This window comes from Pseudarthrobacter sp. NamE2 (genome assembly GCF_005796205.1).
Lineage (GTDB): Bacteria > Actinomycetota > Actinomycetes > Actinomycetales > Micrococcaceae > Arthrobacter.
Genome location: NZ_VAHN01000001.1, coordinates 1 through 24,061 on the forward strand (window position 1 = coordinate 1; position 24,061 = coordinate 24,061).

General features: G+C 65.8%; 21 protein-coding genes and 3 tRNA genes. 15 read left to right on the plus strand and 9 right to left on the minus strand.

Going from position 1 to position 24,061, the window contains the following annotated elements:
• The first annotated feature begins 161 nt into the window (after nucleotides 1-161).
• Entirely contained in the window at nucleotides 162-1,334 is a 1,173-nt protein-coding gene (locus FDW83_RS00005) for an ROK family protein (protein WP_138136073.1), read from the plus strand.
• 59 nt (nucleotides 1,335-1,393) lie between these two features.
• On the opposite strand, the gene FDW83_RS00010 is transcribed toward FDW83_RS00005, so the two are convergent.
• Nucleotides 1,394-1,466: transfer RNA gene (locus FDW83_RS00010), tRNA-Arg, on the minus strand.
• Nucleotides 1,467-1,678: 212 nt separating this feature from the next.
• Here FDW83_RS00010 and FDW83_RS00015 point away from each other — a divergent pair.
• The 3 genes from FDW83_RS00015 (at nucleotide 1,679) to ettA (ending at nucleotide 4,652) form a co-directional block, all read left to right on the plus strand.
• The gene (locus tag FDW83_RS00015) at nucleotides 1,679-2,245 is read left to right on the plus strand and encodes a single-stranded DNA-binding protein (protein ID WP_138135594.1); all 567 of its coding nucleotides are present in this window, start codon (nucleotides 1,679-1,681) and stop codon (nucleotides 2,243-2,245) included.
• Nucleotides 2,246-2,357: 112 nt separating this feature from the next.
• Nucleotides 2,358-2,921, plus strand: a complete 564-nt coding sequence (locus FDW83_RS00020) for a hypothetical protein (protein ID WP_138135595.1) — start codon at nucleotides 2,358-2,360, stop codon at nucleotides 2,919-2,921.
• A gap of 48 nt (nucleotides 2,922-2,969) precedes the next feature.
• Nucleotides 2,970-4,652 carry an energy-dependent translational throttle protein EttA gene (gene ettA, locus FDW83_RS00025; RefSeq protein ID WP_138135596.1) on the plus strand — a complete coding sequence of 561 codons (1,683 nt, stop codon included), beginning with the start codon at nucleotides 2,970-2,972 and terminating at the stop codon, nucleotides 4,650-4,652.
• Between the two features lie 107 nt (nucleotides 4,653-4,759).
• Here the strand turns inward: ettA and FDW83_RS00030 are convergent, their stop codons facing one another.
• Nucleotides 4,760-5,740, minus strand: a complete 981-nt coding sequence (locus FDW83_RS00030) for an acyl-CoA thioesterase II (RefSeq protein WP_138135597.1) — start codon at nucleotides 5,738-5,740, stop codon at nucleotides 4,760-4,762.
• Nucleotides 5,741-5,803: 63 nt separating this feature from the next.
• On the opposite strand from FDW83_RS00030, the gene FDW83_RS00035 reads away from it, so the two are divergent.
• Nucleotides 5,804-6,463, plus strand: coding sequence for a hypothetical protein (locus tag FDW83_RS00035; RefSeq protein WP_138135598.1), 660 nt, complete (start codon nucleotides 5,804-5,806; stop codon nucleotides 6,461-6,463).
• Nucleotides 6,464-6,494: 31 nt separating this feature from the next.
• On the opposite strand, the gene FDW83_RS00040 is transcribed toward FDW83_RS00035, so the two are convergent.
• From FDW83_RS00040 to pepN, 4 genes are all read right to left on the minus strand, one after another.
• Complete coding sequence (locus FDW83_RS00040; protein ID WP_138135599.1) at nucleotides 6,495-6,944, minus strand: globin; 450 nt, start codon at nucleotides 6,942-6,944, stop codon at nucleotides 6,495-6,497.
• Nucleotides 6,945-6,946: 2 nt separating this feature from the next.
• Nucleotides 6,947-7,633, minus strand: coding sequence for a mechanosensitive ion channel family protein (locus FDW83_RS00045; protein WP_138135600.1), 687 nt, complete (start codon nucleotides 7,631-7,633; stop codon nucleotides 6,947-6,949).
• Between the two features lie 295 nt (nucleotides 7,634-7,928).
• The gene (locus tag FDW83_RS00055) at nucleotides 7,929-8,402 is read right to left on the minus strand and encodes an OsmC family protein (RefSeq protein ID WP_138135601.1); all 474 of its coding nucleotides are present in this window, start codon (nucleotides 8,400-8,402) and stop codon (nucleotides 7,929-7,931) included.
• A gap of 24 nt (nucleotides 8,403-8,426) precedes the next feature.
• A complete protein-coding gene (gene pepN / locus FDW83_RS00060; RefSeq protein WP_138135602.1) occupies nucleotides 8,427-10,979 on the minus strand; it encodes an aminopeptidase N in 2,553 nt (850 codons plus the stop codon).
• Nucleotides 10,980-11,142: 163 nt separating this feature from the next.
• Here pepN and FDW83_RS00065 point away from each other — a divergent pair, with 163 nt between their 5' ends.
• The 3 genes from FDW83_RS00065 (at nucleotide 11,143) to FDW83_RS00075 (ending at nucleotide 13,682) form a co-directional block, all read left to right on the plus strand.
• Nucleotides 11,143-12,162, plus strand: coding sequence for a hypothetical protein (locus tag FDW83_RS00065; protein WP_138135603.1), 1,020 nt, complete (start codon nucleotides 11,143-11,145; stop codon nucleotides 12,160-12,162).
• Between the two features lie 78 nt (nucleotides 12,163-12,240).
• Nucleotides 12,241-12,735 carry a ribose-5-phosphate isomerase gene (locus tag FDW83_RS00070; RefSeq protein ID WP_138135604.1) on the plus strand — a complete coding sequence of 165 codons (495 nt, stop codon included), beginning with the start codon at nucleotides 12,241-12,243 and terminating at the stop codon, nucleotides 12,733-12,735.
• The gene (locus FDW83_RS00075) at nucleotides 12,735-13,682 is read left to right on the plus strand and encodes an Fpg/Nei family DNA glycosylase (RefSeq protein WP_138135605.1); all 948 of its coding nucleotides are present in this window, start codon (nucleotides 12,735-12,737) and stop codon (nucleotides 13,680-13,682) included. Before FDW83_RS00070 ends, FDW83_RS00075 begins: the two co-directional genes overlap by 1 nt.
• Nucleotides 13,683-13,724: 42 nt before the next feature.
• Here the strand turns inward: FDW83_RS00075 and FDW83_RS00080 are convergent.
• Nucleotides 13,725-13,795, minus strand: a tRNA-Gly gene (locus tag FDW83_RS00080).
• Nucleotides 13,796-13,936: 141 nt separating this feature from the next.
• Between FDW83_RS00080 and FDW83_RS00085 the strand changes: the two genes are divergently transcribed.
• From FDW83_RS00085 to FDW83_RS00110, 6 genes are all read left to right on the plus strand, one after another.
• A tRNA-Pro gene (locus FDW83_RS00085) sits at nucleotides 13,937-14,011 on the plus strand.
• Between the two features lie 83 nt (nucleotides 14,012-14,094).
• Nucleotides 14,095-15,486 (plus strand): trigger factor, encoded by a 1,392-nt coding sequence (gene tig, locus FDW83_RS00090; RefSeq protein ID WP_138135606.1) that lies wholly within the window; start codon nucleotides 14,095-14,097, stop codon nucleotides 15,484-15,486.
• Between the two features lie 229 nt (nucleotides 15,487-15,715).
• The gene (locus FDW83_RS00095) at nucleotides 15,716-16,336 is read left to right on the plus strand and encodes an ATP-dependent Clp protease proteolytic subunit (protein ID WP_138136074.1); all 621 of its coding nucleotides are present in this window, start codon (nucleotides 15,716-15,718) and stop codon (nucleotides 16,334-16,336) included.
• 36 nt (nucleotides 16,337-16,372) lie between these two features.
• Complete coding sequence (locus FDW83_RS00100; RefSeq protein WP_138135607.1) at nucleotides 16,373-17,032, plus strand: ATP-dependent Clp protease proteolytic subunit; 660 nt, start codon at nucleotides 16,373-16,375, stop codon at nucleotides 17,030-17,032.
• A gap of 177 nt (nucleotides 17,033-17,209) precedes the next feature.
• On the plus strand, nucleotides 17,210-18,490 hold the full coding sequence (clpX, locus tag FDW83_RS00105; protein ID WP_138135608.1) for an ATP-dependent Clp protease ATP-binding subunit ClpX: 1,281 nt from the start codon (nucleotides 17,210-17,212) through the stop codon (nucleotides 18,488-18,490).
• Nucleotides 18,491-18,569: 79 nt separating this feature from the next.
• Nucleotides 18,570-19,184 carry a DsbA family protein gene (locus FDW83_RS00110; protein WP_138135609.1) on the plus strand — a complete coding sequence of 205 codons (615 nt, stop codon included), beginning with the start codon at nucleotides 18,570-18,572 and terminating at the stop codon, nucleotides 19,182-19,184.
• A gap of 333 nt (nucleotides 19,185-19,517) precedes the next feature.
• Here FDW83_RS00110 and valS read toward each other — a convergent pair whose 3' ends face one another.
• Entirely contained in the window at nucleotides 19,518-22,139 is a 2,622-nt protein-coding gene (gene valS / locus FDW83_RS00115; protein ID WP_138135610.1) for a valine--tRNA ligase, read from the minus strand.
• Between the two features lie 85 nt (nucleotides 22,140-22,224).
• Between valS and FDW83_RS00120 the strand changes: the two genes are divergently transcribed.
• Entirely contained in the window at nucleotides 22,225-22,983 is a 759-nt protein-coding gene (locus FDW83_RS00120) for an SDR family oxidoreductase (protein ID WP_138135611.1), read from the plus strand.
• Nucleotides 22,984-22,995: 12 nt separating this feature from the next.
• Here the strand turns inward: FDW83_RS00120 and FDW83_RS00125 are convergent, their stop codons facing one another.
• Nucleotides 22,996-23,988 carry an endonuclease/exonuclease/phosphatase family protein gene (locus tag FDW83_RS00125; RefSeq protein ID WP_171027393.1) on the minus strand — a complete coding sequence of 331 codons (993 nt, stop codon included), beginning with the start codon at nucleotides 23,986-23,988 and terminating at the stop codon, nucleotides 22,996-22,998.
• Nucleotides 23,989-24,061: the final 73 nt, after the last annotated feature.

The window sequence follows — 24,061 nt, forward strand, 5'->3', positions numbered from 1 at the left end:
TCAGGTACCGCCGCCTGGCGGTAATAGTTTATTGCCTAAACTATATGAGCCGACGTAGGGTGAGTCAACAGCAACCAGACACGAATTTTGAGTTCATGAAGGAGCATCCTGTGGCAACGGCATCCCCCCTGGCCGCATCCGAGGCGGCCGGGCCCGGCACCATGGGCGACGTCCGGCGGAGCAATCTGGCGCTGGTGCTGGGCAGGATCGCTTATGCTCCCGCCGGGGTGCACCCCAGCCGGGCGCAGGTGGCCAGCGCCACGGGCCTCACTAAGGCTTCGGTCTCAAGCCTGGTACTCGATCTCCTGGACGCCGGAGTCATCCGCGAGGTAGGCCTCAGCCAGCAGGGGCGGGGGAGGCCCGGCGTGGGACTTGAACTGAACTCCGCCCGAGCTGTCCTGGGTATGGAGATCAACGTCGACTACATCTCAGCCGGTGTTACGGATCTGACGGGCAACCTGCTGGCCCTCGAGACGCAGGAGCGGGACAACCGCCCCGCCGCTGAGGGGACGGTACTTGCCGCGCTTGCGCGCCTCGCCGCCAAAGTGCGCGCTGAAGCGGCGGGCAGCGGTGTGCAGGTGCTCGGCGGCGGCCTCGCGGTGCCGGGGCTGGTGGACGCAGCAGCCTCCCGCGTTCTCACCGCGCCCAACCTGGGCTGGAGCGACGTTGACCTGGACCTCGATGCTCTGCTGCCGGACACGCCGTTAGGGGTCTCGTTGTTCAACGAAGCCAACGCGGCCGCCCTGGCCGAAGTGCGGCACCGGCCCTCCGGCAGCTCCACCTTCCTGTTTGTTTCAGGTGAGGTAGGCGTGGGCGGAGGCCTCGTCATCGGCGGGGAACTGTTCACCGGCCCGGAGGGCCATGCCGGCGAAGTGGGGCACGTCGTAGTTGAGCCGGACGGATTGCCTTGTTCCTGCGGCGGGGCCGGATGCTTGGAGACCGTGGCGGGCCAGGATGCGATTTTTGTCGCTGCCGGTATCGATGCGGAGGCCCGGACACGGTCCCAGTCAATGGCCGTGCTGGTGCAGGCGCTGCAATCCGGGGTTCCTTCCGCGCTGTCCAGCGTGGAGCGCGCCGGCCGCTACCTCGGAGTGGCACTCGCCTCGACCGCCCGCGTGGTCAACATCGGCGCCGTGGTCCTCGGCGGGCACTTCGCCGTCATTGACCCCTGGCTCCGCGAGCCCCTCCTCGCAAGTCTCGAGAAACATGCCCCCGGCAGGCTTCCGCCCGACCAGGTCACCGCTTCGACCCTGGGCCAGGCAGGTGCGCTGCTGGGGGCAGCCGGCAGCGTGGTCCGCTCGCTTATCGACGCGCCCCACCTGCTGCAGCAGTAGGTCAACCGGCAAAAGCACGAAAACCCCCGGTCCGAAGACCGGGGGTGCCCTGACGTGTGTGCCCCAGGAGGGAATCGAACCCCCGACCGGCGGATTAGAAGGCCGCTGCTCTATCCCCTGAGCTACTGAGGCGGGTGCGTCCGGAACAGAACCGGCGCCTCAAAAAGTCTACATTGCCGGGACTCGGGGCGCTGTCACTGGCCTGCGGGCGCGCCCACTGGTCCCCCACAATCACACTTAGGCTCTGGTTGTGCACATACGCGAATCCTGTCCTCCCCGGCAGCTGGTACGGAGCGCCATGCTGGTCATGCCTGCAAGGCACAACATTGAGACAGGACGTAAAGATGAAAGACTTGATCACCATCCGTGGCTTTGTGGCCACGGATGTAACGAGCTCCACCACTGCCGGCGGAACTGCCACGGCATCCTTCCGCGTCGGCGTCACCTCACGCCGCTTCGATGAGCCAGCCAAGTCATGGGTGGACGGGCACACCAACTGGTTTACCGTGAAGGGTTACCGCCAGCTTGCGGGAACCATCGGTTGCAGCATCAGGAAGGGTCAGCCGGTCATAGTGGTCGGCAGACTGAAGCTCAGCACGTGGGAGAAGGATGGGCGTGTCTACCACTCCACTATCATCGACGCCGTTGCCGTAGGGCATGACCTCACCTTCGGATCGGCGAATTTCACCCGCACTTCGTCAAAGCCTGTCCTTTCCCTCGTGGAGCCGCCCCGCGTCCCGGATAACGAGCATCCGGGCGTTATGGACGAGCCCATGGACGAGCCAGAGGACCATGAGGAGGGCCAGCCCGATGACGACGGGCATTCTGCCGTCGTCATCGAGGACAGTGACGGCGGCATCGTTTCCCTCGACTTGGAAACGGGGGAGCTCGCCGAATCAGGAGTCCAGTAACGCCATCGACGCTGCCACAGGTTTCCGGGCGGGCAAGGCCAGGGCACCCCCGGCCACGCCTTGTCCGCCCGGAATGCAAAACCCCACATGCCGCCCGTGGCAGAATGACAGCATGCGGCCTACCCCTGATAACCGGCAGAAGTCCACGGCCGGTGCTTCACCGGCGGCCCCCTCACCCTTTCCAAGACTCCGCCCACTGGCCGGTTTCGCCGCATCCGCTGTCCTCGTTGCCGCCGCGGCCGCCTGCACTCCGACTCCCGCAGTTCCGGCGCCCCGGCCAACGTCCCACATCCCCGAGCCGCCAGCCGCCGCGGCGGAACCGTCGATCGGCGCCTCCGCGGAAGCGCTCGCAAACACTTCTGCACAACCACCGGCGCCGGATGCTGCAGCCACTGAAACTGTCAGGCGGACAGTGACGGATGCCTTAACGCAGCTGGCCTCCGGTGCACCGAAGCCCGCCACCGCCCAAGTGACCGATGCGTTGACCGGTGCGGGCATCGCGCCCGCCGCGCTCCAGGTCTCACAGAGCCGCACCCCCACGGGCCTGGAGGCTGATGCAATTGAAGCCGCAGTGCTGCAGGGCAGCGACTGCGTTATCGGCCAGGTGCGGGAAGGGACCGTTACGGTCACGGTCCTTCCCGTGCTCGCCAGCGGCAAGTGCTTTGTGGGGTCCTGATTCCGCCGCAAATATGAGTTAGGCCGCCAACCCACTAGATTTGGAACCATGGCGGAATTTATCTACACAATGACCAAGGCCCGCAAAGCCGTTGGCGAAAAACTCATCCTTGATGACGTAAGCATGTCCTTTTTCCCGGGCGCCAAGATCGGCGTTGTGGGCCCGAACGGTGCCGGTAAGTCCACCATCCTCAAGATCATGGCCGGACTCGACACCCCCTCCAACGGCGAGGCCAGGCTCAGCCCCGGCTACACTGTGGGCATCCTGCTGCAGGAGCCGCCGCTGAACGAAGAAAAGACCGTCCTGGGCAACGTCCAGGAAGGCGTGGGCGAGATCTACGGCAAGATCCAGCGCTTCAACGAAATCTCCGAAGAAATGGCAAGCCCGGACGCGGACTACGACACCCTCCTCGAGGAGATGGGCAAGCTCCAGGAAGCCATCGACGCCGCCGACGCCTGGGACCTCGACTCCCAGCTGGAACAGGCCATGGACGCGCTCCGCTGCCCGCCCGCGGATGCCGACGTTACAAACCTTTCCGGTGGTGAGCGCCGCCGCGTTGCGCTGTGCAAGCTCCTCCTGCAGAAGCCGGACCTGCTGCTCCTCGACGAGCCCACCAACCACCTGGACGCCGAGAGCGTCCTGTGGCTCGAACAGCACCTCTCCACCTACCCGGGCGCAGTCCTGGCGGTCACGCACGACCGGTACTTCCTGGACCACGTGGCTGAGTGGATCGCCGAGGTGGACCGCGGACACCTGTACCCGTACGAGGGCAACTACTCCACCTACCTGGAGAAGAAGCGTGCCCGCCTGGAGATCCAGGGCAAGAAGGACGCCAAGCAGGCCAAGCGCCTCGCCGAGGAACTGGAGTGGGTCCGCTCGAACGCCAAGGGCCGCCAGACCAAGTCCAAGGCCCGCCTGGCCCGCTACGAGGAGATGGCCGCTGAGGCGGACCGGACCCGCAAGCTCGACTTCGAAGAAATCCAGATCCCGCCGGGACCGCGCCTGGGCGGACTGGTCCTCGAGGCGAAGAACCTGCAAAAGGGCTTCGAGGACCGGGTCCTGATCGACGGCCTGTCCTTCAGCCTGCCCCGCAACGGCATTGTGGGCGTGATCGGTCCGAACGGTGTCGGCAAGACCACGCTGTTCAAGACCATCGTCGGCCTTGAACCGCTCGACGGCGGCGACCTGAAGATCGGCGATTCGGTCAAGATCTCCTACGCGGACCAGAGCCGCGGCGGCATCGACCCCAACAAGACCCTGTGGGAGGTTGTCTCCGACGGGCTCGACTTCATCCAGGTGGGCCAGGTGGAAATGCCGTCCCGCGCCTACGTTGCCGCGTTCGGCTTCAAGGGACCGGACCAGCAGAAGAAAGCCGGCGTGCTCTCCGGCGGTGAGCGCAACCGGCTCAACCTCGCGCTGACCCTCAAGCAGGGCGGCAACCTGCTGCTGCTTGACGAGCCCACCAACGACCTCGACGTCGAGACGCTCAGCAGCCTGGAAAACGCGCTGCTGGAGTTCCCCGGCTGCGCCGTTGTGGTCTCCCACGACCGCTGGTTCCTGGACCGCGTGGCGACCCACATCCTGGCCTATGAGGGCGATGAGGAGAACCCCTCCAAATGGTACTGGTTCGAGGGCAACTTCGAATCCTATGAGGAGAACAAGGTGGAGCGCCTTGGTCCCGATGCTGCCAAGCCGCACCGCGTGACCCACCGCCGCCTGACGCGCGACTAGTTACAGGCAACACAAGGAGGCCGGCACCCGCTCGGGTGCCGGCCTCCTTCATGCCCGGGGTCTCCTGTGCGGGGGTCTTCGCCCCCGCAAGAGATCGGCCGGAGCTGTCAGTCGCGCACAGCCTTGCGGATCTGGTGCTCCATCACCTTGGACTGGAAGGCGCCCACCACTTTGCTTTTCACATCGGTGGGCACCCGGACCATGCCCTCCTGCGCCACAGACGCCACGTGCTGCCCGGCGCGGTTGAAGATCTTGCCCGTGGCCAGCCCCCGTGCGCCCTGGGCGCTGGGAGACTCCTGGACGTAAAGAAGCCACTCGTCCACGCGGGCGGGGCGGTGCCACCACATGGCGTGGTCGAGGCTGGCAACGTTCATCCCCGGCGTGATCCAGCTCAGGCCGTGCCTGCGGAGGATTGATTCAAGCAGCGTGTAGTCGCTGGCGTAGGCGAGGGCAGCCCGGTGCAGGTTGGCGTTGGGCGGCATCGGCCCGAACGTCTTCATCCACACGGCGTTCCGCGCTTCCTTGGCGCCCTTCGCGGAGACATAGAGCGGGGGATCGATGTGCCGGATGTCGAAGGGCCGCTCGTAGGCCCAGTGCCGTGCCACAGGGTGGTCGAACTTTCCCAGCAGGTCCGCGGTGGAGGGCAGGGACTCGGGATCGGGGATACCGGTTGGCATCCCGGACTCGTGCTCGATGCCTTCGTCCTCGCCCTGGAAGGACGCGATCATGGACAGGATCGGCACGCCGTCCTGGTACGCGTGGACACGCCGTGCCGAGAATGACCGGCCGTCGCGAAGGCGCTGGACACCGAACGTGATGGGCTTGTTGGCGTCACCCGGCCGCAGGAAGTAGCCGTGCATGGAGTGGACAAATCGCTCCGGATCGACGGTGCGGGTGGAGGCGATGAGTGACTGTGCCAGGACCTGGCCGCCGAAGACCCGGTGGTGCGGCTGCTGCTGCGAGGGGCCGAGGAAGATGTCCTCGTCGGTGCGGGCCCCCTCCAGCTGGCCAAGGTCAAGGAGCGTGATCAGCGACGACGTTGGGTCGCCCTGCGGAGGCGCCAGGAGTCCGGCTTCGGCTTCAGTCATGGTTCGACTCTAGACGGCGCCCCGGGACTGCTCAACAAAGCTCCAGCCGGTAGTGTTCTTGGTGTGTCTGATCTCCTCACCTCGTCCTTCCGCTTCGCCGATCCCCGTGATCTCGCCGACCTGAAGACCTTCACCACGCGTGCCAAGGCGATTGACGACGGCGCCATCCGGCTGCAGGCCGCAGGTTCCGTCCTCGCGGCGTATGTGTGCGTGCTCCGCCCGCGGGTGCTCGGCGAAGCCACCCCCACCATCCTGGGCCTGCGCACAATGGCACTGGCGGAACCGTCCACGACGGACGTCACGGTCACGCTGTCGGCCGTCCTGGACCGGCTCGCCCGTGCAGGGGAAAACGACGTCGAGTTCCCGGTTCCCCCCACCACCGTCACCGAATCCTGGACGGGCGTGGGCGCGCCCCGCGGGGGCTGGGAACTGCTGGGGTCAGTCAGCGACGTGGAGCTGAGGCAGGCCGCGGAAACCGGTATCGCTGAAGTCGCGGGGATCGTGCCGGACAGGCCCGGAGCATTGATCGTAAACAACGCGCGGGCCGCCGTCTGGGGACGGGAACTGGACAGCACAGGCCTGCCCGCGGGAGCCGCCTTCGCAGCCTTTGCCCTTGGCTTTTTGGCTGACGGTGACCAGCAGCTGTACCGGGCCGGCCGCTGGTTCCGGCTGACCGGCAACCGCGGCCACGTCCTGGCGAGGACCGGAAGCGGCCTGCTCTAACCGGCTTTCTGCGGACAGGGGCAGAAAGCCGTTACTGCCCCGACGGGCTGTTGACCATGGACAGCGCAGCACGCTCCATGTAGTCCCAGAGGGTTCCCTCGTACAGCGGCGGCAGCTCCAGCGCGTCCACGGCCCGGCGCATGTGGAACAGCCACCGCTCCTTGGCCTCGGGCGTCACCCTGAACGGCATATGGCGCATCCGGAGCCTGGGATGGCCCCGCTCCTCGCCATAGGTCGTGGGGCCGCCCCAATACTGCTCAAGAAACATCAGGAACCGCCGCTTGGCCGGCTCCAGGTCCTCTTCCGGGTACATCGGGCGCAGCAGGGGATCGGTGGCCACGCCGTCGTAGAAGACGTCGATGAGCTTCACGAACGTATCGCGGCCGCCCACAGCGTCGTAGAAGTTGTCGGTATATCCGGGTTTGCTGAAGGGATCGTTCTGCATCAACTGGGGCCGCTGCGGTTCGATGGGAATGTTCATTGCTACTCTCCGGCTTTCTGCTGCGTCTTGGTGTGCTCGGCTCCATGGTCCAGGCCGTGGCCGGCGGGTGCGTCAGGCGTTTCCTGCGGCGGCACGTAGTTGCCCTGCGAGCGGTTGCCCACACGCAGGATCTCGCCGTTGCGCAGGTACCAGATGGCGCCGTCCTCGGACCGGACCCGGGTGATGCGCAGGCCCATGGATTCCACTACGCCCACCACCTCGCTGGTTTCGATGACGTCACCGATGCCGTACTGATCCTCGATGGTGATGAAGATACCCGCAAGGAAGTCGCGGATCAGCTGCTGGGCACCGAAACCGATGGCCACACCCAATATTCCCACGCTGGTGAGCAGCGGGGCGATGTTGATGTCCAGGTTCTGCAGCACGTACATGCCGGTGATGATCACCACCAGCACGCCCACCACGCTGTTCAGGAGCGAGCCGATGGTTTCGGCGCGCTGCACCCGCCGCTCATGGTCCAGGGCGCGGAGGGCCGGTGCAACCCACTTGAAGGTGCGCTTCTTGAAGAAGTTGCTTCCGGATGCCACCCGGGACGTGATCCGGGAAATGATGAACGTTGCCACCAGCCACACGGTGACCCCCACGCCGAGGCTGATCACGATGCCCGTGATGCTGATGCCGTTGGGGTCGGTGGTGGCGGACGGCAGGACTGACAACATGCTGACCATAAGTTGGAAAAACTCCTTGAAGCGCGGCTCTGTTCTGCTTTAACCCTAGCGCCGTAGCGTGGAGCAATGCGCATCCTTGTGCTCGGCGGACCGCCTTCCTGTCAGCAGGAATCGTCCGCCAGGCCGTGGCGTCAGGACACCAAGTCACCTGCCTGGCCTGGGGATCGTCAGGCACCCCGCCGCGCGGCATCCCTCCTACGCCCGGGGCGACGGCTCGGACCACCGCCGCAAAGCTGGACTGTCACCTGCCGCGGGGGGCCCGCCTGGTCCGCTCCCTCACCGGTAGCCCGGGAAACTAGGCAGCCACCGTCACAGGCTCGTGGTCCACGGGAAAGTTCACGCTCCGGGCAATGAAGCAGACCCGATTGGCCTCGTGGTGCAGCCGCCCGGCGAGCTCTGCCTGCCCGGCGTCCGCCACCGTCACCCGCGGCCGCAGCGTCACCTTCTGGAACTGGCCGCTGCCGTCGCGGTTCAGCCGCAGCAGCCCCGATGCCTCGTCGCGGTAGTCCGTCACCACCACGCCGTGCTTCACCGCCACGTGCAGGTACGAAAGCATGTGGCACTGTGCCAGCGCGGCCAGCAGCAGCTGTTCCGGGTTGTAGCGTTCCTTGTCGCCATGGAACGTGGAGTCCGCCGAGCCCTTGAGAACGGGCAGGCCGGGGATGATCACGTCGTGGTCCCGCGAATAGCCGCGGTAGGACGAGGTCCCCGCGCCCAGGTTGCCGGTCCACTGCACGGCCAGGGCGTACCGGTGTTCAGAAATGTTCATCAGCTGCCTCCTCCCGGAAGGGTGCTAGACATCGGCGGCCCGGGCCCGCAAAGCCCGCGCCACGCCGTCGCGGTTTTCCAGCATCATCCGGCGGAGGGCTGCGTTCTCCGGCGGAAGGGCCGCAAGGAACCCGTCCGTCCGGTCGATGGTGGACTGCGTGGTCAGCAGCGCAGGGTAAAGCCCGACGACGATCTGCTGGGCGAGTGCGTGCGTGCGGCTCTCGACAATTCCCGGCACCGCCGCGAAATACTTCTCAGCGAAGGGCTCCAGCAGCGACCGGTCGTGGACGCGCATGAAGCCCGTCACCGCCGAACCCTGCAGCGCGTTCGACAGCTCGCCCTTGACCACGATCGACTCCCAGGCCTCCGCCTTGGCCTCGGGGGTGGGGATGGCAGCCTTGGCCAGGGCGGCAGCGTTCTGGCCGCTGGATGTGTTGTCGCGGGCAAGTTCGGCGTCGATCCCGTCCTGCCCGAGGCGGCCGCCCGCAACGAGTGAAGCCACCAGCTCCCAGCGCAGGTCCTGGTCCACCGGGAGGCCTTCCAGCGTCACCGAACCGTCCAGCAGCCCGGCCACGCTGTCCAGCTGCTCCGGGCTGCGCGCCAGCAGCGCGAACGACTTGACGAATTGCAACTGCGCGTCGGAACCGCCCGGAACCCCGGAAGCCAGCTTCCAGAGCGTGCCTGCGGCGGCCACGGTGGTGGCCTCGCGGTGCTCTTCGGCCACGTAGAAGTTCAGGGCAGTGGCGAGCTGGCGAAGCTGCACCAGGATCACTGAGGAGTCCGACTCCGCGGCCACGTTGGCCAGGACCAGGTCCACGTACTTCCGCGCCGGCGTCTCGCCGTCGCGCGCGGCGTCCCAGGCCGAGTTCCAGACCAGTGTCCGCGGCAGGCTCGCTTCGAAGTCCTTCAGGTGCGCCGTGGCCGTCGCCAGCGACTTCGGGTCCAGCCGCACCTTGGCGTAGGCAAGGTCGTCGTCGTTGAGGAGGATCAGGTCCGGCCGGGCAAGGCCCACCAGTCCAGGCACCTCCGTGCGTTCGCCGTCCACGTCCAGTTCCTCACGGTGCACCCGCTCCAGCTTGCCGGCGCCGTTCAGGTTGTAGAAACCCACGGCGAGCCGGTGCGGACGGATGGTGGGCCATTCCGGCACGGCGGACTGGACGATCGCGAAGGACCGGAGGGTGCCGTCTTCATCCGCTTCCAGTTCCGGGGTAAGCGTGTTCACCCCGGCGGTCTCGAGCCACTGCCGGCCCCACACCTCCAGGTCGCGTCCGCTGGCCTTCTCCAGCTCCACCAGCAGGTCGCCCAGCTCGGTGTTCTGCCAGGAGTGCTTGGCGAAGTATTCGCGGACGCCGGCCATGAACTGTTCCGGACCAACCCAGGCCACCAGCTGGCGGAGGACGGAGGCGCCCTTGGCGTAGGTGATGCCGTCGAAGTTCACCTCAACGTCCTGCAGGTCCTTGATTTCAGCGAAGATGGGATGGGTGGTTGGCAGCTGGTCCTGGCGGTACGCCCACGACTTTTCCACGGAGGCGAACGTGGTCCAGGCGCTGGTAAAGGAGGTGGCCTCCACCGCGGCAAGGTGGGACATGTACTCCGCGAACGACTCGTTCAGCCACAGGTCATTCCACCAGCGCATCGTGACCAGGTCACCGAACCACATGTGCGCCAGCTCGTGCAGCACCGTGATGGCGCGGCGTTCGATCTGCGCGCCCGTGACCTTGCTGCGGAAGACATAGCCCTCCAGGATGGTGACGGCTCCGGCGTTCTCCATGGCTCCGGCGTTGAATTCCGGCACGAACAACTGGTCATACTTTTCGAACGGGTAGGGGCAGCCGAACTGGGCCTCAAAAAAGGCGAAGCCCTGCCGGGTCAGCTCGAAGATGTTATCGGCGTCCAGGTACTGCATCAGCGACTTCCGCGCGAAGACGCCCAGCGGAATGACGCGCCCGTCGGAGCTGGATACTTCGCTGCGGACGGACTGGTAGGGGCCGGCAATCAGCGCCGTAACGTAGGAGGACAGCCGAGGGGTGGGGGCGAATGTCCACACGGACCGGGCCGCGCCGTCCTCGGCCGGAGGGGCCTCCACCGGCTCCGGCGTGGGGGAATTGGACACGACGTCCCAATGCGACGGCGCCATGACCGTGAACGCGAACGTCGCCTTCAGGTCCGGCTGCTCGAAGACGGCGAACATTCGTCTCGAATCCGGAACCTCGAACTGCGTGTAGAGGTAGACCTCGTTGTCCACGGGGTCGACGAACCGGTGGAGGCCCTCACCGGTGTTCATGTACGGCGCCTCGGCCACGATGGTGAGTTCGTTGTGCTCCTCGAGCCCGGGGAGCTGGATGCGCACGCCGTCCGCCACGTCAACCGGGTCCAGGGTGCGTCCATTCAGGGTGACACTGTGCACGGTGCGGGTCACGGCGTCGATGAACGTGGATGAGCCTGGCGCGGCTGTGAACCTAACGGTGGTGGTGGTCCCGAAAACCTCCCAGCCCCTTGTCAGGTCCAGGCTGACGTCATAGGACTCAACAGCAATCAGTCGGGCGCGTTCGCGGGCTTCTGCGCGCGTCAGGTTCATGCCTGGCAAGGGGACCTCCAGAAAAGTTGCGGCGGCGGAGCTGGCGGTCCCCAGCTCCGGCACTGATCATTCTTGCATTCCCCGGCGCCGGGGGTTGCGCGCATCACATCCGCGCGGCGGTTTCCCGGGCGTCGTGGCAGCCGGTCCGGAGTAGCGTTAACTCATGGGAAAGTTCCTGGATTCGGTGGACGCCAAGGCCCTGCGTTTCGCCGTCGGGTTTCCGCTGGTCCTGGCCGGCGCCTTTGTCCTGTGCGCTTTCCTGCTGCGGCGGGAGCTTCCGGAGCCGCTCGCGGTCCGCTGGACGGACGACGGCGGCGCGGCCTTCGCGCCCTTCGGTGCCTACGTGGGCGGGGGCGCTGCGATGATCCTGCTGTTCGGCTGGCTGGTTTTCTACCAGGCCGTGCCGCTGGGCCGGCCGGTGCTCATGCGGCGGATCATGATGGGCGCGGGGCTTTTCCTCAGCCTGTTCATTGCCACAGCCCTGGCCGCGGGGCTGATGGGCCAGGCCGGCCTGGCCGACGCCCGCGAATCACACGTTGACCTCACCGTCCTGGCCCTCGGCAGCGGTGCCGCCGTGTCACTCGGCGTAATCATGGGCTTCGTCTACAAGGCGGACCAGCAATGGTCGGCGGATGATGACCGCGCGCTCCAGGCGGTTATCGCGAATGAACTCGACCCGGATCTGACCAGGGACAGCATCCGCTTGTGGGTCCACGCCAGGAGCTCCGTCTTCATCATGATCGGCATCGCCTCGCTGTTCCCGGCGGCGCTGATTGCCATTGCCGTGCCGTGGCTCGGCGTGCTGCTTGTTGCCGCGGCCGTCTTTGGGGCCGCGTTCCTGTGCGCCCGCGTGAAGGCCGACCGCGCCGGGCTGAAGGTCCTGCTCGCAGGAGTGGTGCCAGTCATGGACATACCGGCCGGGTCCATCTCGAAGGCCAGCGCAGCGGAAGTCCGGGCAGCGGACTTCGGCGGGTGGGGCTACCGGAACCACGGCGAAACCGCCGCAATGCTTGTCAGCAGCGGACCCGCCGTCGTCGTCAGCAAGACGGACGGGCGCCGCCTCGCGGTCAGCGGCGGCAGCCAGGATTCAGCCGCGAGGCTCGCCGAAGTCCTCACCCGGGTGGCTGACAGGGCGCACCGGGACGGAGGGCCGGCGCACCAGCCCGGACAGGCGGACTCCTAGTATCCTTGTCCGTGTTGTCTACCTCCCCGGCGCCTCCCTGCCTGGCCGCCAGCGCCGCCAACCGAACGGATTCTGCTCGTGACCTCTTCCCCTGCCTTCCCGCGGGTCCACATCGCCACCGACCACGCCGGAATGGAACTCAGCGCCCACCTGGTGTCCCACCTGACAGCCAAGGGGTACGACGTGGTGGACCACGGGCCAAAGGTGTACGACGCGCAGGACGACTACCCGTCCTTCTGCATCAACGCCGCGCTCGCAGTGGTGGCGGACCAGCAGGCGGGCGTCCACGCCCTCGGCATCGTGCTGGGCGGATCGGGCAACGGCGAGCAGATCGCAGCCAACAAGGTCAAGGGCGTCCGCGCCGCGCTCGTATGGAACCACTCCACCGCCACGCTGGCGCGGGAGCACAATGATGCGAACGTCGTGGCTGTGGGCGGCCGCCAGCACACCGTGGATGAGGCCACGGAGCTCATCGAAGCCTTCCTGGCCGAGCCCTTCAGCAACGACGAGCGGCACGTCCGCAGGATCGGCAAGATCGCTGCCTACGAGGCGACCGGCGAGGTCATCGAGTAGTGCCGGAAGGGCATTCAGTCCGGCGCCTCGCCCGGCAGTTCGGTGGCGTCTTCGCCGGTGAAACCCTCAGCGTGTCCAGTCCGCAGGGCAGGTTCAGCGGGGGAGCAGCGCTGCTGGACGGCCATACCCTGGTCAGCGCCGAAGCGCATGGCAAACACCTGTTCCTGCACTTTGACAACGCGCTGGTGCTGCATGTCCACCTGGGTTTGTACGGTGCCTGGAGCTTCGGCGGCGACAGCACGTTTACCGGCTCCTCCAGCATTGGGGCGCCCCGCCGGGTGGGGGAGCAGGAAGCGTTCGCGGAGGACGACGCCGGCACCTCCTACGCCGGGCCGCCCGCCCCTGTGGGCGCGGTCCGGGTCCGGCTGGTCAGCAGCCACGGCTGGGCTGACCTGCGCGGCGCCACGACGTGCGAAACCATCACCGCCGCCGAGGCCGATGCGGTGCTTGCCCGGCTGGGCCCGGACCCCCTGCGCAACCGCCGGGGCGACGCCGGACGCTTCGCAACAAACCTGCAGAGCCGCAAAACCCCTGTCGCGGCGCTGCTGATGGACCAGAAAATCATCGCCGGCATCGGGAACGTGTACCGCGCGGAGGTCCTCTTCCGCCTCCGTCTGCACCCCTGGCTGCCGGGCTCCGCCGTCACGGATGCCGCCGCCCGGAAACTGTGGCGCGACGTTGTTTCCCTCATGAACGACGGTGTGGCCGACGGCCGGATCATCACCACCCCGCCGCGGTACTGGAAGGTCCACGGGACCACCGCCGCGAAAGCGGCCGCCGCCGGTCTCGCCGTGCCGCCCAGGAGCGCAAGCTTCCCTGTGCAGGAGGACGCGCACTTCGTCTACAAGCGGCACGGCCTGCCCTGCCGGGTATGCCGCACCGTGGTGCTGATCGCGGAGCTGGCCGGGCGCAACCTGTACTGGTGCCCGAACTGCCAGAAGGAGTAGACGAAAAAAGCCCCTCGGATGAGGGGCTTTTTTGTTCCGGAGAGGGGACGACGGGAATCGAACCCGCGTAATCAGTTTGGAAGACTGAGGCTTTACCATTAAGCTACGTCCCCGGAGGAAGGACCTCCTGCAACACTAGCAGGCGGAAACTTCGGGCTGGCTGTTCAAGCCGGATATAACTAAACCTAATCCATGGGCTACGTGTCAAATGTGCAAACACGGCGCGTATCACCGTAGACTTGCCTGTGCATTAACGGGGTGTAGCTCAGCTTGGCTAGAGCACCTGCTTTGGGAGCAGGAAGTCGCAGGTTCAAATCCTGTCACCCCGACTCTGCCGCCCGGACCGCACGGCCTGGACAAGAAACATTGCGTTTGCAGAAACCCATCCCACAAACCCAGGAGTACTTAGACCGTGAAGAGCGCTGTCGAGAACCTCACCCCCACGCGGGTCAAGCTCAATGTTGAGGTTCCCTTTGAGGAACTGAAGCCCAGCATCGACTCGGCTTACAAGACTGTTGCTTCGCAGATCCAGGTCCCTGGCTTCCGTAAGGGCAAGGTTCCCGCCAAGCTCATCGACCAGCGCGTCGGCCGCGGCTACGTCCTCGAGACCGCCATCAACGAGGGCCTCAACGGGTGGTACCAGGCTGCCGTGCAGGAATCCGGCATCCGTCCGCTGAGCCGTCCCGAGGTTGAAATCACCGAGGTTCCGGACCCCTCCGCCACCGAAGGCGGCCTCAAGTTCGCTGCCGAAGTTGACGTCCGCCCCGAGATCGAGCTGCCCGACTACGCCGGCATCAAGGTCGAAGTTGCCGCCGCCCAGTCCTCCGACGAGGACGTGGACAAGGCCCTGGACGAACTGCGCGGCCGCTTCGGCACGCTCAAGTCCGTTGACCGTCCCGCCGCCGACGGCGACTTCCTCACCATCGACATCACCGCCACGATCGACGGCGAAGAGGTGGACTCCGCGTCCGGCCTGTCCTACCAGGTGGGTTCCGGCACCATGCTGGAAGGCCTCGATGAAGCCGTCACCGGCCTCAGCGCCGACGAAGACGCCATCTTCAACACCACCCTGGTGGGCGGCGACCACGCCGGCCAGGAATCGCAGGTCAAGGTCGTGGTGAAGGCCGTCAAGGAACGCGAACTCCCCGAAGCGAACGATGACTTCGCCCAGCTCGCCTCCGAGTTCGACACCCTGGCCGAACTGCGCGAAGACCTGGCCAAGCAGGCCGCCAGCTCCAAGATCGTGGAGCAGGGCGTCGAAGCCCGCGACAAGGTGCTGGACAAGCTTGTTGAACTCGTCGAGGTTCCGGTTCCCGAGTCCGTCGTCGAAGAGCAGCTGGAAGCCCACTTCAAGGAGGGCAACGGCCACGGTGACGGCGAGCACGACACCGAGGAGCACCGCGAAGAGGTCCGGGCCAACACCGCCCGCGCCTTCCAGAACGAGATCATCCTCGACGCCATCGCCGAGAAGGAAGAAGTCAACGTCAGCCAGAACGAGTTGATCGACTACATCGTCACCACCGCCGGCCAGTACGGCATGGACCCCAACCAGTTCGCCCAGATCATCGATCAGAGCGGCCAGGTCCCGATGATGGTTTCCGAGGTACGCCGCCGCAAGGCACTCGCCGTCGTCCTCGGCCAGGCCGAGGTGACCGACACCGAGGGCAACGCCGTGGACCTCACCGACTTCGTCCGTCCTGCAGGCGAGGAAGCACCGGCTGCCGAAGCAGCTGACGCAGAGGCCGTCGAAGCCGACGCCGCAGAGACCGCTGACGGGGCCGACAAGGCCGAGGCAAAGGCCTAGCCGCACGAGCTATGCAACGGCCCCTGGATCGCCAGATCCGGGGGCCGTTCGCGTTTCGTCCGGCGGCAAAGGACGCCCCTTTGCCGATCGTGCGCCGTCAGCGAACAGCCGTCAGGGCGCGAACAAAATGTCGGTGAAACCGGTTAGTGTCCAAGTAGTGATTTTCAGTGATGTCACTGTCACCAGCGAGAGGTAAGTAACCATGTCACAGCACCCAGAGGCCCCCCGGATGGCGACCGTCGATCCTGCAGCCCAGGACAATTACATTTACAACCGCCTGCTGAAGGAGCGGATCATCTGGCTCGGTTCGGAGGTGCGTGACGACAACGCCAACGCTATCTGCTCGCAGCTGCTCCTGCTGTCCGCCGAGAACCCGGACAAGGACATCTACCTCTACATCAACTCCCCGGGCGGATCCGTAACGGCGGGCATGGCCATCTACGACACCATGCAGTTCATTCCGAACGACGTCGTGACAGTCGCCACCGGTCTCGCTGCCTCCATGGGCCAGTTCCTGCTGTCCTCCGGCACCAAGGGCAAGCGCTACGCCACCCCCAACGCCCGCGTGCTGATGCACCAGCCCTCCGGCGGCATCGGCGGTACCGCATCGGACATCAAGATCCAGGCTGAACTGATCCTGCACATGAAGAAGGTCATGGCGGAGCTGACCGCCGAACAGACCGGCCAGGCCGTTGAGACCATCCTCAAGGACAACGACCGCGACAAGTGGTTCACCGCCACTGAAGCCCTCGAGTACGGATTCTTCGACAAGATCGCCGCGCACGCAGGCTCCGTTGCCGGCGGCGGCGGAACGTCCAACGGCACCGGTCCGTCAGCTTCCGAAAACTAATCCGGCATCAAGAACACTCAGATCAGGAGCAACAATATGAACTACAACTTCGGGTGGTCCGCCGGTAATCTTCCGTCCAGCCGCTACGTCCTGCCGCAGTTCGAGGAACGTACCCCATACGGCTTCAAGCGCCAGGATCCCTACACCAAGCTGTTCGAGGACCGCATCATCTTCCTCGGCGTGCAGGTGGATGACGCGTCCGCTGACGACATCATGGCCCAGCTGCTGGTCCTCGAATCCACCGACCCTGACCGCGACATCACCATCTACATCAACTCGCCGGGCGGATCCTTCACTGCCATGACGGCCATCTACGACACCATGCAGTACATCCGGCCCGAGATCCAGACCGTCTGCCTTGGCCAGGCTGCCAGCGCCGCAGCCGTCCTCCTCGCGGCCGGAACTCCGGGCAAGCGCCTGGCGCTTCCCAACGCACGCGTCCTGATCCACCAGCCGGCCCTGTCCGGCGGCCAGGGCGGGCAGGCCTCCGACCTCGAAATCCAGGCGGCGGAAGTCATGCGCATGCGGTCCTGGCTCGAAGACACCCTGGCCCGCCACTCGGGCCGGACCTCCGAGCAGGTCAACAACGACATCGAGCGTGACAAGATCCTGACCGCTGACGAGGCCCAGGCGTACGGCCTGATCGACCAGGTCCTGGACTCGCGCAAGATCAAACCTCAGGCAATCACGAGGTAGCAGTACGTAAAGTGCCGGTGCGGGCCAGTTCATTTGGCCCCACCGGCCTTTTCCTTCCACCCTTGGGACCCAATGTGACCTAGAGTGGAAGTTGTCACAAACCGGTCCTCGCAGGCTGGTGAATATTCCAGCAACGGTGCAAGGCTGCATGGCAGCAAGATACTAAGGGGTTCACATATGGCTCGGATTGGCGAGAGCACGGATCTGCTGAAGTGTTCTTTCTGCGGAAAGAGCCAGAAGCAGGTACGGAAGCTCATTGCCGGGCCGGGAGTCTACATCTGCGATGAGTGCATAGAACTGTGCAACGAAATCATCGAGGAAGAACTCGCGGAAGTCGCCGACCTGGGCAGCTTCGAACTGCCCAAGCCCCGTGAGATTTTCGACTTCCTGCAGGAATACGTCATCGGCCAGGAACCCGCCAAACGCTCCCTCGCCGTCGCGGTCTACAACCACTACAAGCGCATCCAGGCGGGTCACGCTCCCAAGTCCGGCAGCCTGGGCGACGGCGGGCACCACGACGACGTCGAAATCGCCAAGTCGAACATCCTCCTGATCGGACCCACCGGCTGCGGCAAGACCTACCTTGCCCAGACCCTCGCACGCCGACTGAACGTGCCGTTCGCCGTTGCGGACGCCACTGCCCTGACCGAGGCCGGGTACGTGGGCGAGGACGTGGAAAACATCCTCCTCAAACTCATTCAGGCCGCGGACTACGACGTCAAGAAGGCCGAACAGGGCATCATCTACATTGACGAGATCGACAAGATCTCACGCAAGAGCGAAAACCCCTCGATCACCCGGGACGTTTCGGGTGAGGGTGTCCAGCAGGCTCTCCTGAAGATTCTTGAGGGCACCGTTGCGTCCGTCCCGCCGCAGGGCGGACGGAAGCATCCGCACCAGGAATTCATCCAGATTGATACCACTAACGTGCTGTTCATTGTGGCCGGCGCCTTCGCCGGGCTGGAAGAAATCATCGGGTCGCGCTCCGGGCGGAAGGGGATTGGCTTTGGCGCGCCCCTGAACGAGGCCAGCAAGAAAGTGGACTCCTACGGCGAGGTGATGCCGGAGGACCTGCTCAAGTTCGGGCTGATCCCCGAATTCATCGGCCGCCTGCCGGTTATCACCACGGTCTCAAACCTGGACCGCGAGGCTCTGATCCAGATCCTGTCCACGCCCAAGAACGCACTGGTCAAGCAGTACCAGAAGATGTTCCAGATCGACGGCGTGGAACTGGTGTTCGACGACGCCGCCCTCGATGCCGTCGCGGACCAGGCCCTGGAGCGCGGCACCGGCGCCCGCGGCCTGCGGGCCATCCTGGAGGAAGTCCTGCTTCCGGTCATGTTTGATCTTCCCAGCCGCGAGGACGTGGCCAGCGTGGTGATCACGGCGGACGTGGTCCTCAAGGGCGCCGAGCCCACCATGATCCCGCACGCCGCCAAGCGCCGGAAGTCCGCGTAGCACACTTCCGCCCACTCCCATCACCCCCTGACAGTCGTGGCTGCCCCCTGCGCAGCTGCCCGTACCCTAAGGAACAGCTATGAGTGAAACCACTAGGAACCGGGCCGACTTCTGGTTCGATCCATTGTGCCCGTTCGCGTGGATCACCTCGCGGTGGATCGGCGAGGTGGAGGGCGTCCGGGACATCGAGACTGTCTGGCATGTCATGAGCCTGGCCGTCCTCAACGAGGGCCGCGACCTGGAACCGGCCTACCGCGAGTCCATGGACAACGCCTGGGGCATGGTGCGCGTCATCATCGCCGCGCAGCAGGAGCACGGACCGGACACGGTCAAGGCGCTCTACGACGCCATGGGCACGCTGATCCATGACGGCGGCGAAAAGGACCGCAACCTGGTGATCACGAAGGCTCTCGCGGAGTGCGGCCTTCCTGCGTCCCTGGCCGGCGCCGCCACGACGGACGCGTACGACGAACAGCTCCGCGCCAGCCACGAGGAAGGCATCTCCCTGGTGGGCCAGGACGTGGGCACACCCGTAGTGGCCTTCAACGGTACGGCGTTCTTTGGACCCGTGCTGACCCGGATCCCGCGCGGCGAAGAGGCAGGCAAAATCTGGGACGCCACCACCGAACTGGCAGCCTACCCACACTTCTTCGAGCTTAAGCGCAGCCGGACAGAGCGCCCCGAATCCAACTAGCGCCGCCCCAATCCGGGTACCAAGGGCCCCTGGAGAACTACCCGTTTGTAGTTCTCCAGGGGCCCTTGCGCATACCCCTGGCGCGTACAAAAATAGTTTCTACCCACTTCGAAAGAAGCGGGACGCAGGAACCGAAGATTCAGTGATATGTATCCGACGCAGCCTTTGGCAAAGCCGGAAACAAGCTACCAGTGACGACGTAGGAAGACCTGAAAGTCCAAGGATCCTGCCAGACCATCAAGAGCGTCACCAGATGGCCGAAAAGTCGAAGCCCCACCAACGGCAAAACGCTGATGGGGCTTCCCCTTTGCCCTGAAACAGGGCCCGCGGTTCCTATGCCTTTGCAGGCTCGTCCGTCACCGCCAGGTCCACGTCGCTGACCGCCAGTTCGCCGTTGCCGGCCACCAGGGTGATGTCCCGGGCGTTGGACGCGGCCCGCAGGTCGGACAGCCCGGCCCGGAGCTGCCCGATGAGAGCTTCCGGAGCCGTGATGGTTGCGGACAGCACCTCCGTACGCTGCTTCACCTTGGCCTCGGACTTTGCCTTGCGGACCCCGCTGAGCGCAATGCCCACGGTCGCCAGCATGGTGCTGTCGCCGCCGGGTACCTCCAGCGCAGCAGGCCATTCCGCCCGGTGCACGGAGCCGTTGCGCCACCAGCGCCAGACTTCCTCGGTAGCGAAGGGCAGGAACGGTGCGAAGAGCCGCAGCAGGGTGTCCAGCGTGGTGGCCAGGGCCGCCAGGACCGAGGCCCGCTCGGCATCACCGGCCCCGCCGTAGGCCCGGTCCTTGATGAGCTCCACGTAGTCGTCCGTGAACTGCCAGAAGAAGCTTTCGGTGAGCTGCAGCGCACGTGCGTAGTCGTAGTTGTCGAAGGCCCTGGTGGCTTCCCGCACCACGTCCGCCAGCTGTGCAAGCACGGCGCGGTCCAGGGGATTGGTGAGCGCCGACAGGTCTGTGCGCAGCACCGACTCTTCCGTGGCGCCCAGGTTGAGGACGAACTTGGAAGCGTTGAGCAGCTTAATGGCCAGGCGCCGACCGATCTTCATCTGGGCGATTTCGTAGGCGGTGTCCGCGCCGAGCCTGGCGGACGCGGCCCAGTAGCGCACGGCGTCCGATCCGTACTCGTCCAGGACGTCGGTGGGGACCACCACGTTGCCCTTGGACTTGGACATCTTCTTGCGGTCCGGGTCCAGAATCCAGCCGGAGATGGCCGCATGCTTCCACGGTGCGTTCTTCTGCAGGGCGTCAGCGCGTACCACGGAGGAGAACAGCCAGGTCCGGATGATGTCGTGGCCCTGCGGACGCAGGTCGAACGGGTATACCTTGGCGAACAGGTCCTCATCGCGGCTCCAGCCGCCCACGATCTGCGGCGTCAGCGAAGAGGTCGCCCAGGTGTCGAAGATGTCCGCGTCACCGGTGAAGCCACCCGGCACATCGCGCTGCGACTCCTCGTACCCCGGGGCGGCATCGGCCATGGGATCAACGGGCAGCTGCTCGTCGGAGGGGACAATGGGGGCGTCGTAGTTCGGGTTTCCGTCCGCATCCAGGGGGTACCAGACGGGAATGGGCACGCCGAAGAACCGCTGCCGCGAGACCAGCCAGTCCCCGTTCAGCCCCGAAATCCAGTTCTCATAGCGGGAACGCATGAAGGGCGGGTGGAAGTCAATCTCGTGGCCGCGCGAAATAAGCCGTTCCCGGCGGTCCTCGTCGCGTCCGCCGTTGCGGATGTACCACTGGCGCGAGGTGACCACTTCGAGCGGCTTGTCGCCCTTTTCGTAGAAGTTCACCGGGTGCATGATCTTCTTCGGCTCGCCGTCGAGCAGGTCCGCGTCAGCCAGGAGCTCCACGACGCCTTCCTTGGCGCTGAAGACGGTTTTGCCGGCGATTTTCGCGAAGGCCTCGCGGCCCGCTTCGGTGGTGATCCATTCCGGAGTGTCGCTGACGATCCGGCCGTCGCGGCCGACGATGGCGCGGGTGGGCAGCTGAAGTTCACGCCACCAGGTGACGTCCGTGAGGTCGCCGAACGTGCAGACCATGGCAATGCCGGAACCCTTGTCCGCCTTGGCCAGCGGGTGGGCCTTGACCTCAACCTCGACGCCGAAAACCGGGGACGTGACCTTTTTGCCGAACAGCGGCTGGTACCGTTCGTCGTCGGGGTTCGCCACTAGAGCGGCGCAGGCCGCCAGGAGTTCGGGCCGGGTGGTCTCGATGTAGATCTTCTCCCCGTCCCCGGTTAAGAAGGGGTACCGGTAGTAGGCGCCTGGCACCTCGCGGTCTTCCAGTTCAGCCTGGGCCACGGCAGTCCGGAACGTGACATCCCACAGGGTGGGGGCCTCGGCCATGTAGGCGTCGCCGGCGGCCAGGTTGGCCAGGAACGCCCGCTGGGATGCGGCACGGGAGTTGTCGTCGATAGTGCGGTAGGTCAGCTGCCAGTCGACGGACAGGCCCAGCGTTTGGAAGAGGTTTTCGAAAACCTTCTCGTCCTCGACCGCGAGCTCTTCACACAGTTCGATGAAGTTCCGGCGCGAGACCACGTCAAAGTCCCGCTGGTTCTTGGCAGGCTGTGCCGGCGGCCGGTAGTCGGGGTTGTACGGGATGGCGGGATCGCAGCGGACACCGTAGAAGTTCTGGACCCTGCGCTCGGTGGGCAGGCCGTTGTCATCCCAGCCCATGGGGTAGAAAACGTTCTTGCCCGTCATGCGCTGGTAGCGGGCCAGGACATCGGTCTGGGTGTAGGAGAACATGTGCCCCACATGCAGGGAACCCGATGCGGTGGGCGGGGGAGTGTCGATCGAGTAGACCTGCTCCCGCGTGGTGTCGGGGTTGAACTTGTACGTGCCTTCGGCCAGCCAGCGCTGCGTGAGGGCGGCTTCCAGCCCTTCCAAAGCCGGCTTGTCCGGGACGTTAATGGGGGCGGTGGTGGGCGTGTCTGTACCCTGCGTGTCTTCAGCCATTGGGCAATTCTTTCATGTTCCGCTGCCTCCCGCGGAACGCGCGGGGGAGCAGCAGCACGCAGGCGCACCCGGCTAGGGTGGTGCCATGACTGAGGACGTGCATAACAAGGCAGCTCTGGTGACGGGCGCGAGCAGCGGCATCGGTGAAGCGACCGTGCGTGCCCTGCGTTCTGAAGGGTGGACGGTGTACGCCGTGGCGCGCCGGGCGGACAGGCTGGAGGCCCTGGCGGCCGGGACGGGCGCCGTTGCCCTCCCGGCGGACGTCGCGGAGGACGACGACGTGTCCCGGCTCCTGGCGCACGTCACCGAAGCCGGGGGCGTGGACACCCTCATCAACATTGCCGGCGGCGCCAGGGGCGCCGACCCGGTCAGCGCGGCCAGCACGGAGGACTGGGAATGGATGTACCGCGTCAATGTGCTGGGCACCATGAAACTTACCCGCGCTTTCCTGCCCATGCTGCGCGCCACCGGGAAAGGCACGGTGCTTAACCTGACCTCGACGGCGGCCATCGCGGCGTACGAAGGCGGCGGGGGCTACAACGCCGCAAAGTTCGCCCAGCATGCCATGACGGGCGCGCTCCGGCTCGAGGAAGCCGAGAACAACATCCGCGTTATCGAGGTGGCGCCGGGGCTGGTCCATACCGAGGAATTCGCGTTGAACCGGCTTGGGAACCGGGAGGCGGCGGACAAGGTCTACCAGGGCGTGGAAAAGCCGCTCACCGCCGCGGACGTCGCCGACGTGGTCCGCTATGCCGTCAGCGCACCCCACCACGTCAACCTGGACCAGATAGTCATCCGGCCGGTGGCGCAGGCAGCCAACCACAAACTGATCAGGAAAAGCTGACGGCGAGCTGTACTAGCCCACGTGGATTTCAAGGGCAGCCGCCACGGCCGCGTGGTCAGTGCCCGGCAACCGGTGGACCGAGTAGCTTGAGCCCCTGATGTCCTGGCTGGTCACCAGGTGGTCCAACGTGACGCCGGGAAGGTGGTAGCCGCGCATCGGCCAGGTGGGGACCAGCCGGCTCCCCGCCGCCGCGGCTACGTCCACCAGCGGCCGGCCCCCATACCCTCCGGCCAGCAGCGTCCGGAACTCCCGGTGGTCCAGCGTTGCGTTGAAGTCGCCGGCCAGCAGCAGCGGCCCGGAGCCCGGATCAGCCCGGCCCAGCGCCGCGAAATCGCTGCGCCACTGCCCCAGGCCGTCACCCACCGGCGCGAGGGTGTGCACGGCCACCACCTGCAGGTCCGCGCCGTTCCCGGCCGGACCCAAAGCCACACGGACAACAGGCATGGTGAAGCGGGTGCCGGGCACCACTCCCGCGTCCACCAGCGGAAACGAGGAATAGACGGCCGCGCCGGCAGCCCTGCCGCGTGGGTGCGCTACCTGATAGGGAAGGATGGCCGGCAGACCGGCGTCGGCCAGCCTGTCTGCCAGTTCCTGGGTGTACTCCTCAACCGTGAGCAGCTCCACGCCCTGTTCCCGGACCAGGTCAACGATGCCCTCAGCGTCAGCCTCGCCCAGCTCGGCATTGATCGCCATTGCCTTTACCTGAACGGAGGGTGGGCCGGCGTGGGCCGCTGCATACCCCGCTGTTGGCGGCGGAAACAGCCACAACACCTGGACGGCCAACAACACCGCGGTCACCAGTTGCAGCGGCCTGCTGCGGGAGGCCAGCGCAAGGCCGAAAGCCACGGCCGCAGGCACTGTAAACCAGGGAACAAAGGCCAGCAGCTGCACTGCCAGGACGGGCCAGTCGGCAGGCACAGCGCGCACCACAGCGACCCCGGCCACGGGAGCAGCGGCCAGGCCCGCCAGCCGGCGGAACACCGGTTTCGGCCCTTCGGCATTCATGCCTCCGATTCTAGGACCGGGCGGGCGGAACCGAACCGGGCTGAATGGAAACCTTCGGCCGATCGATAGTAGA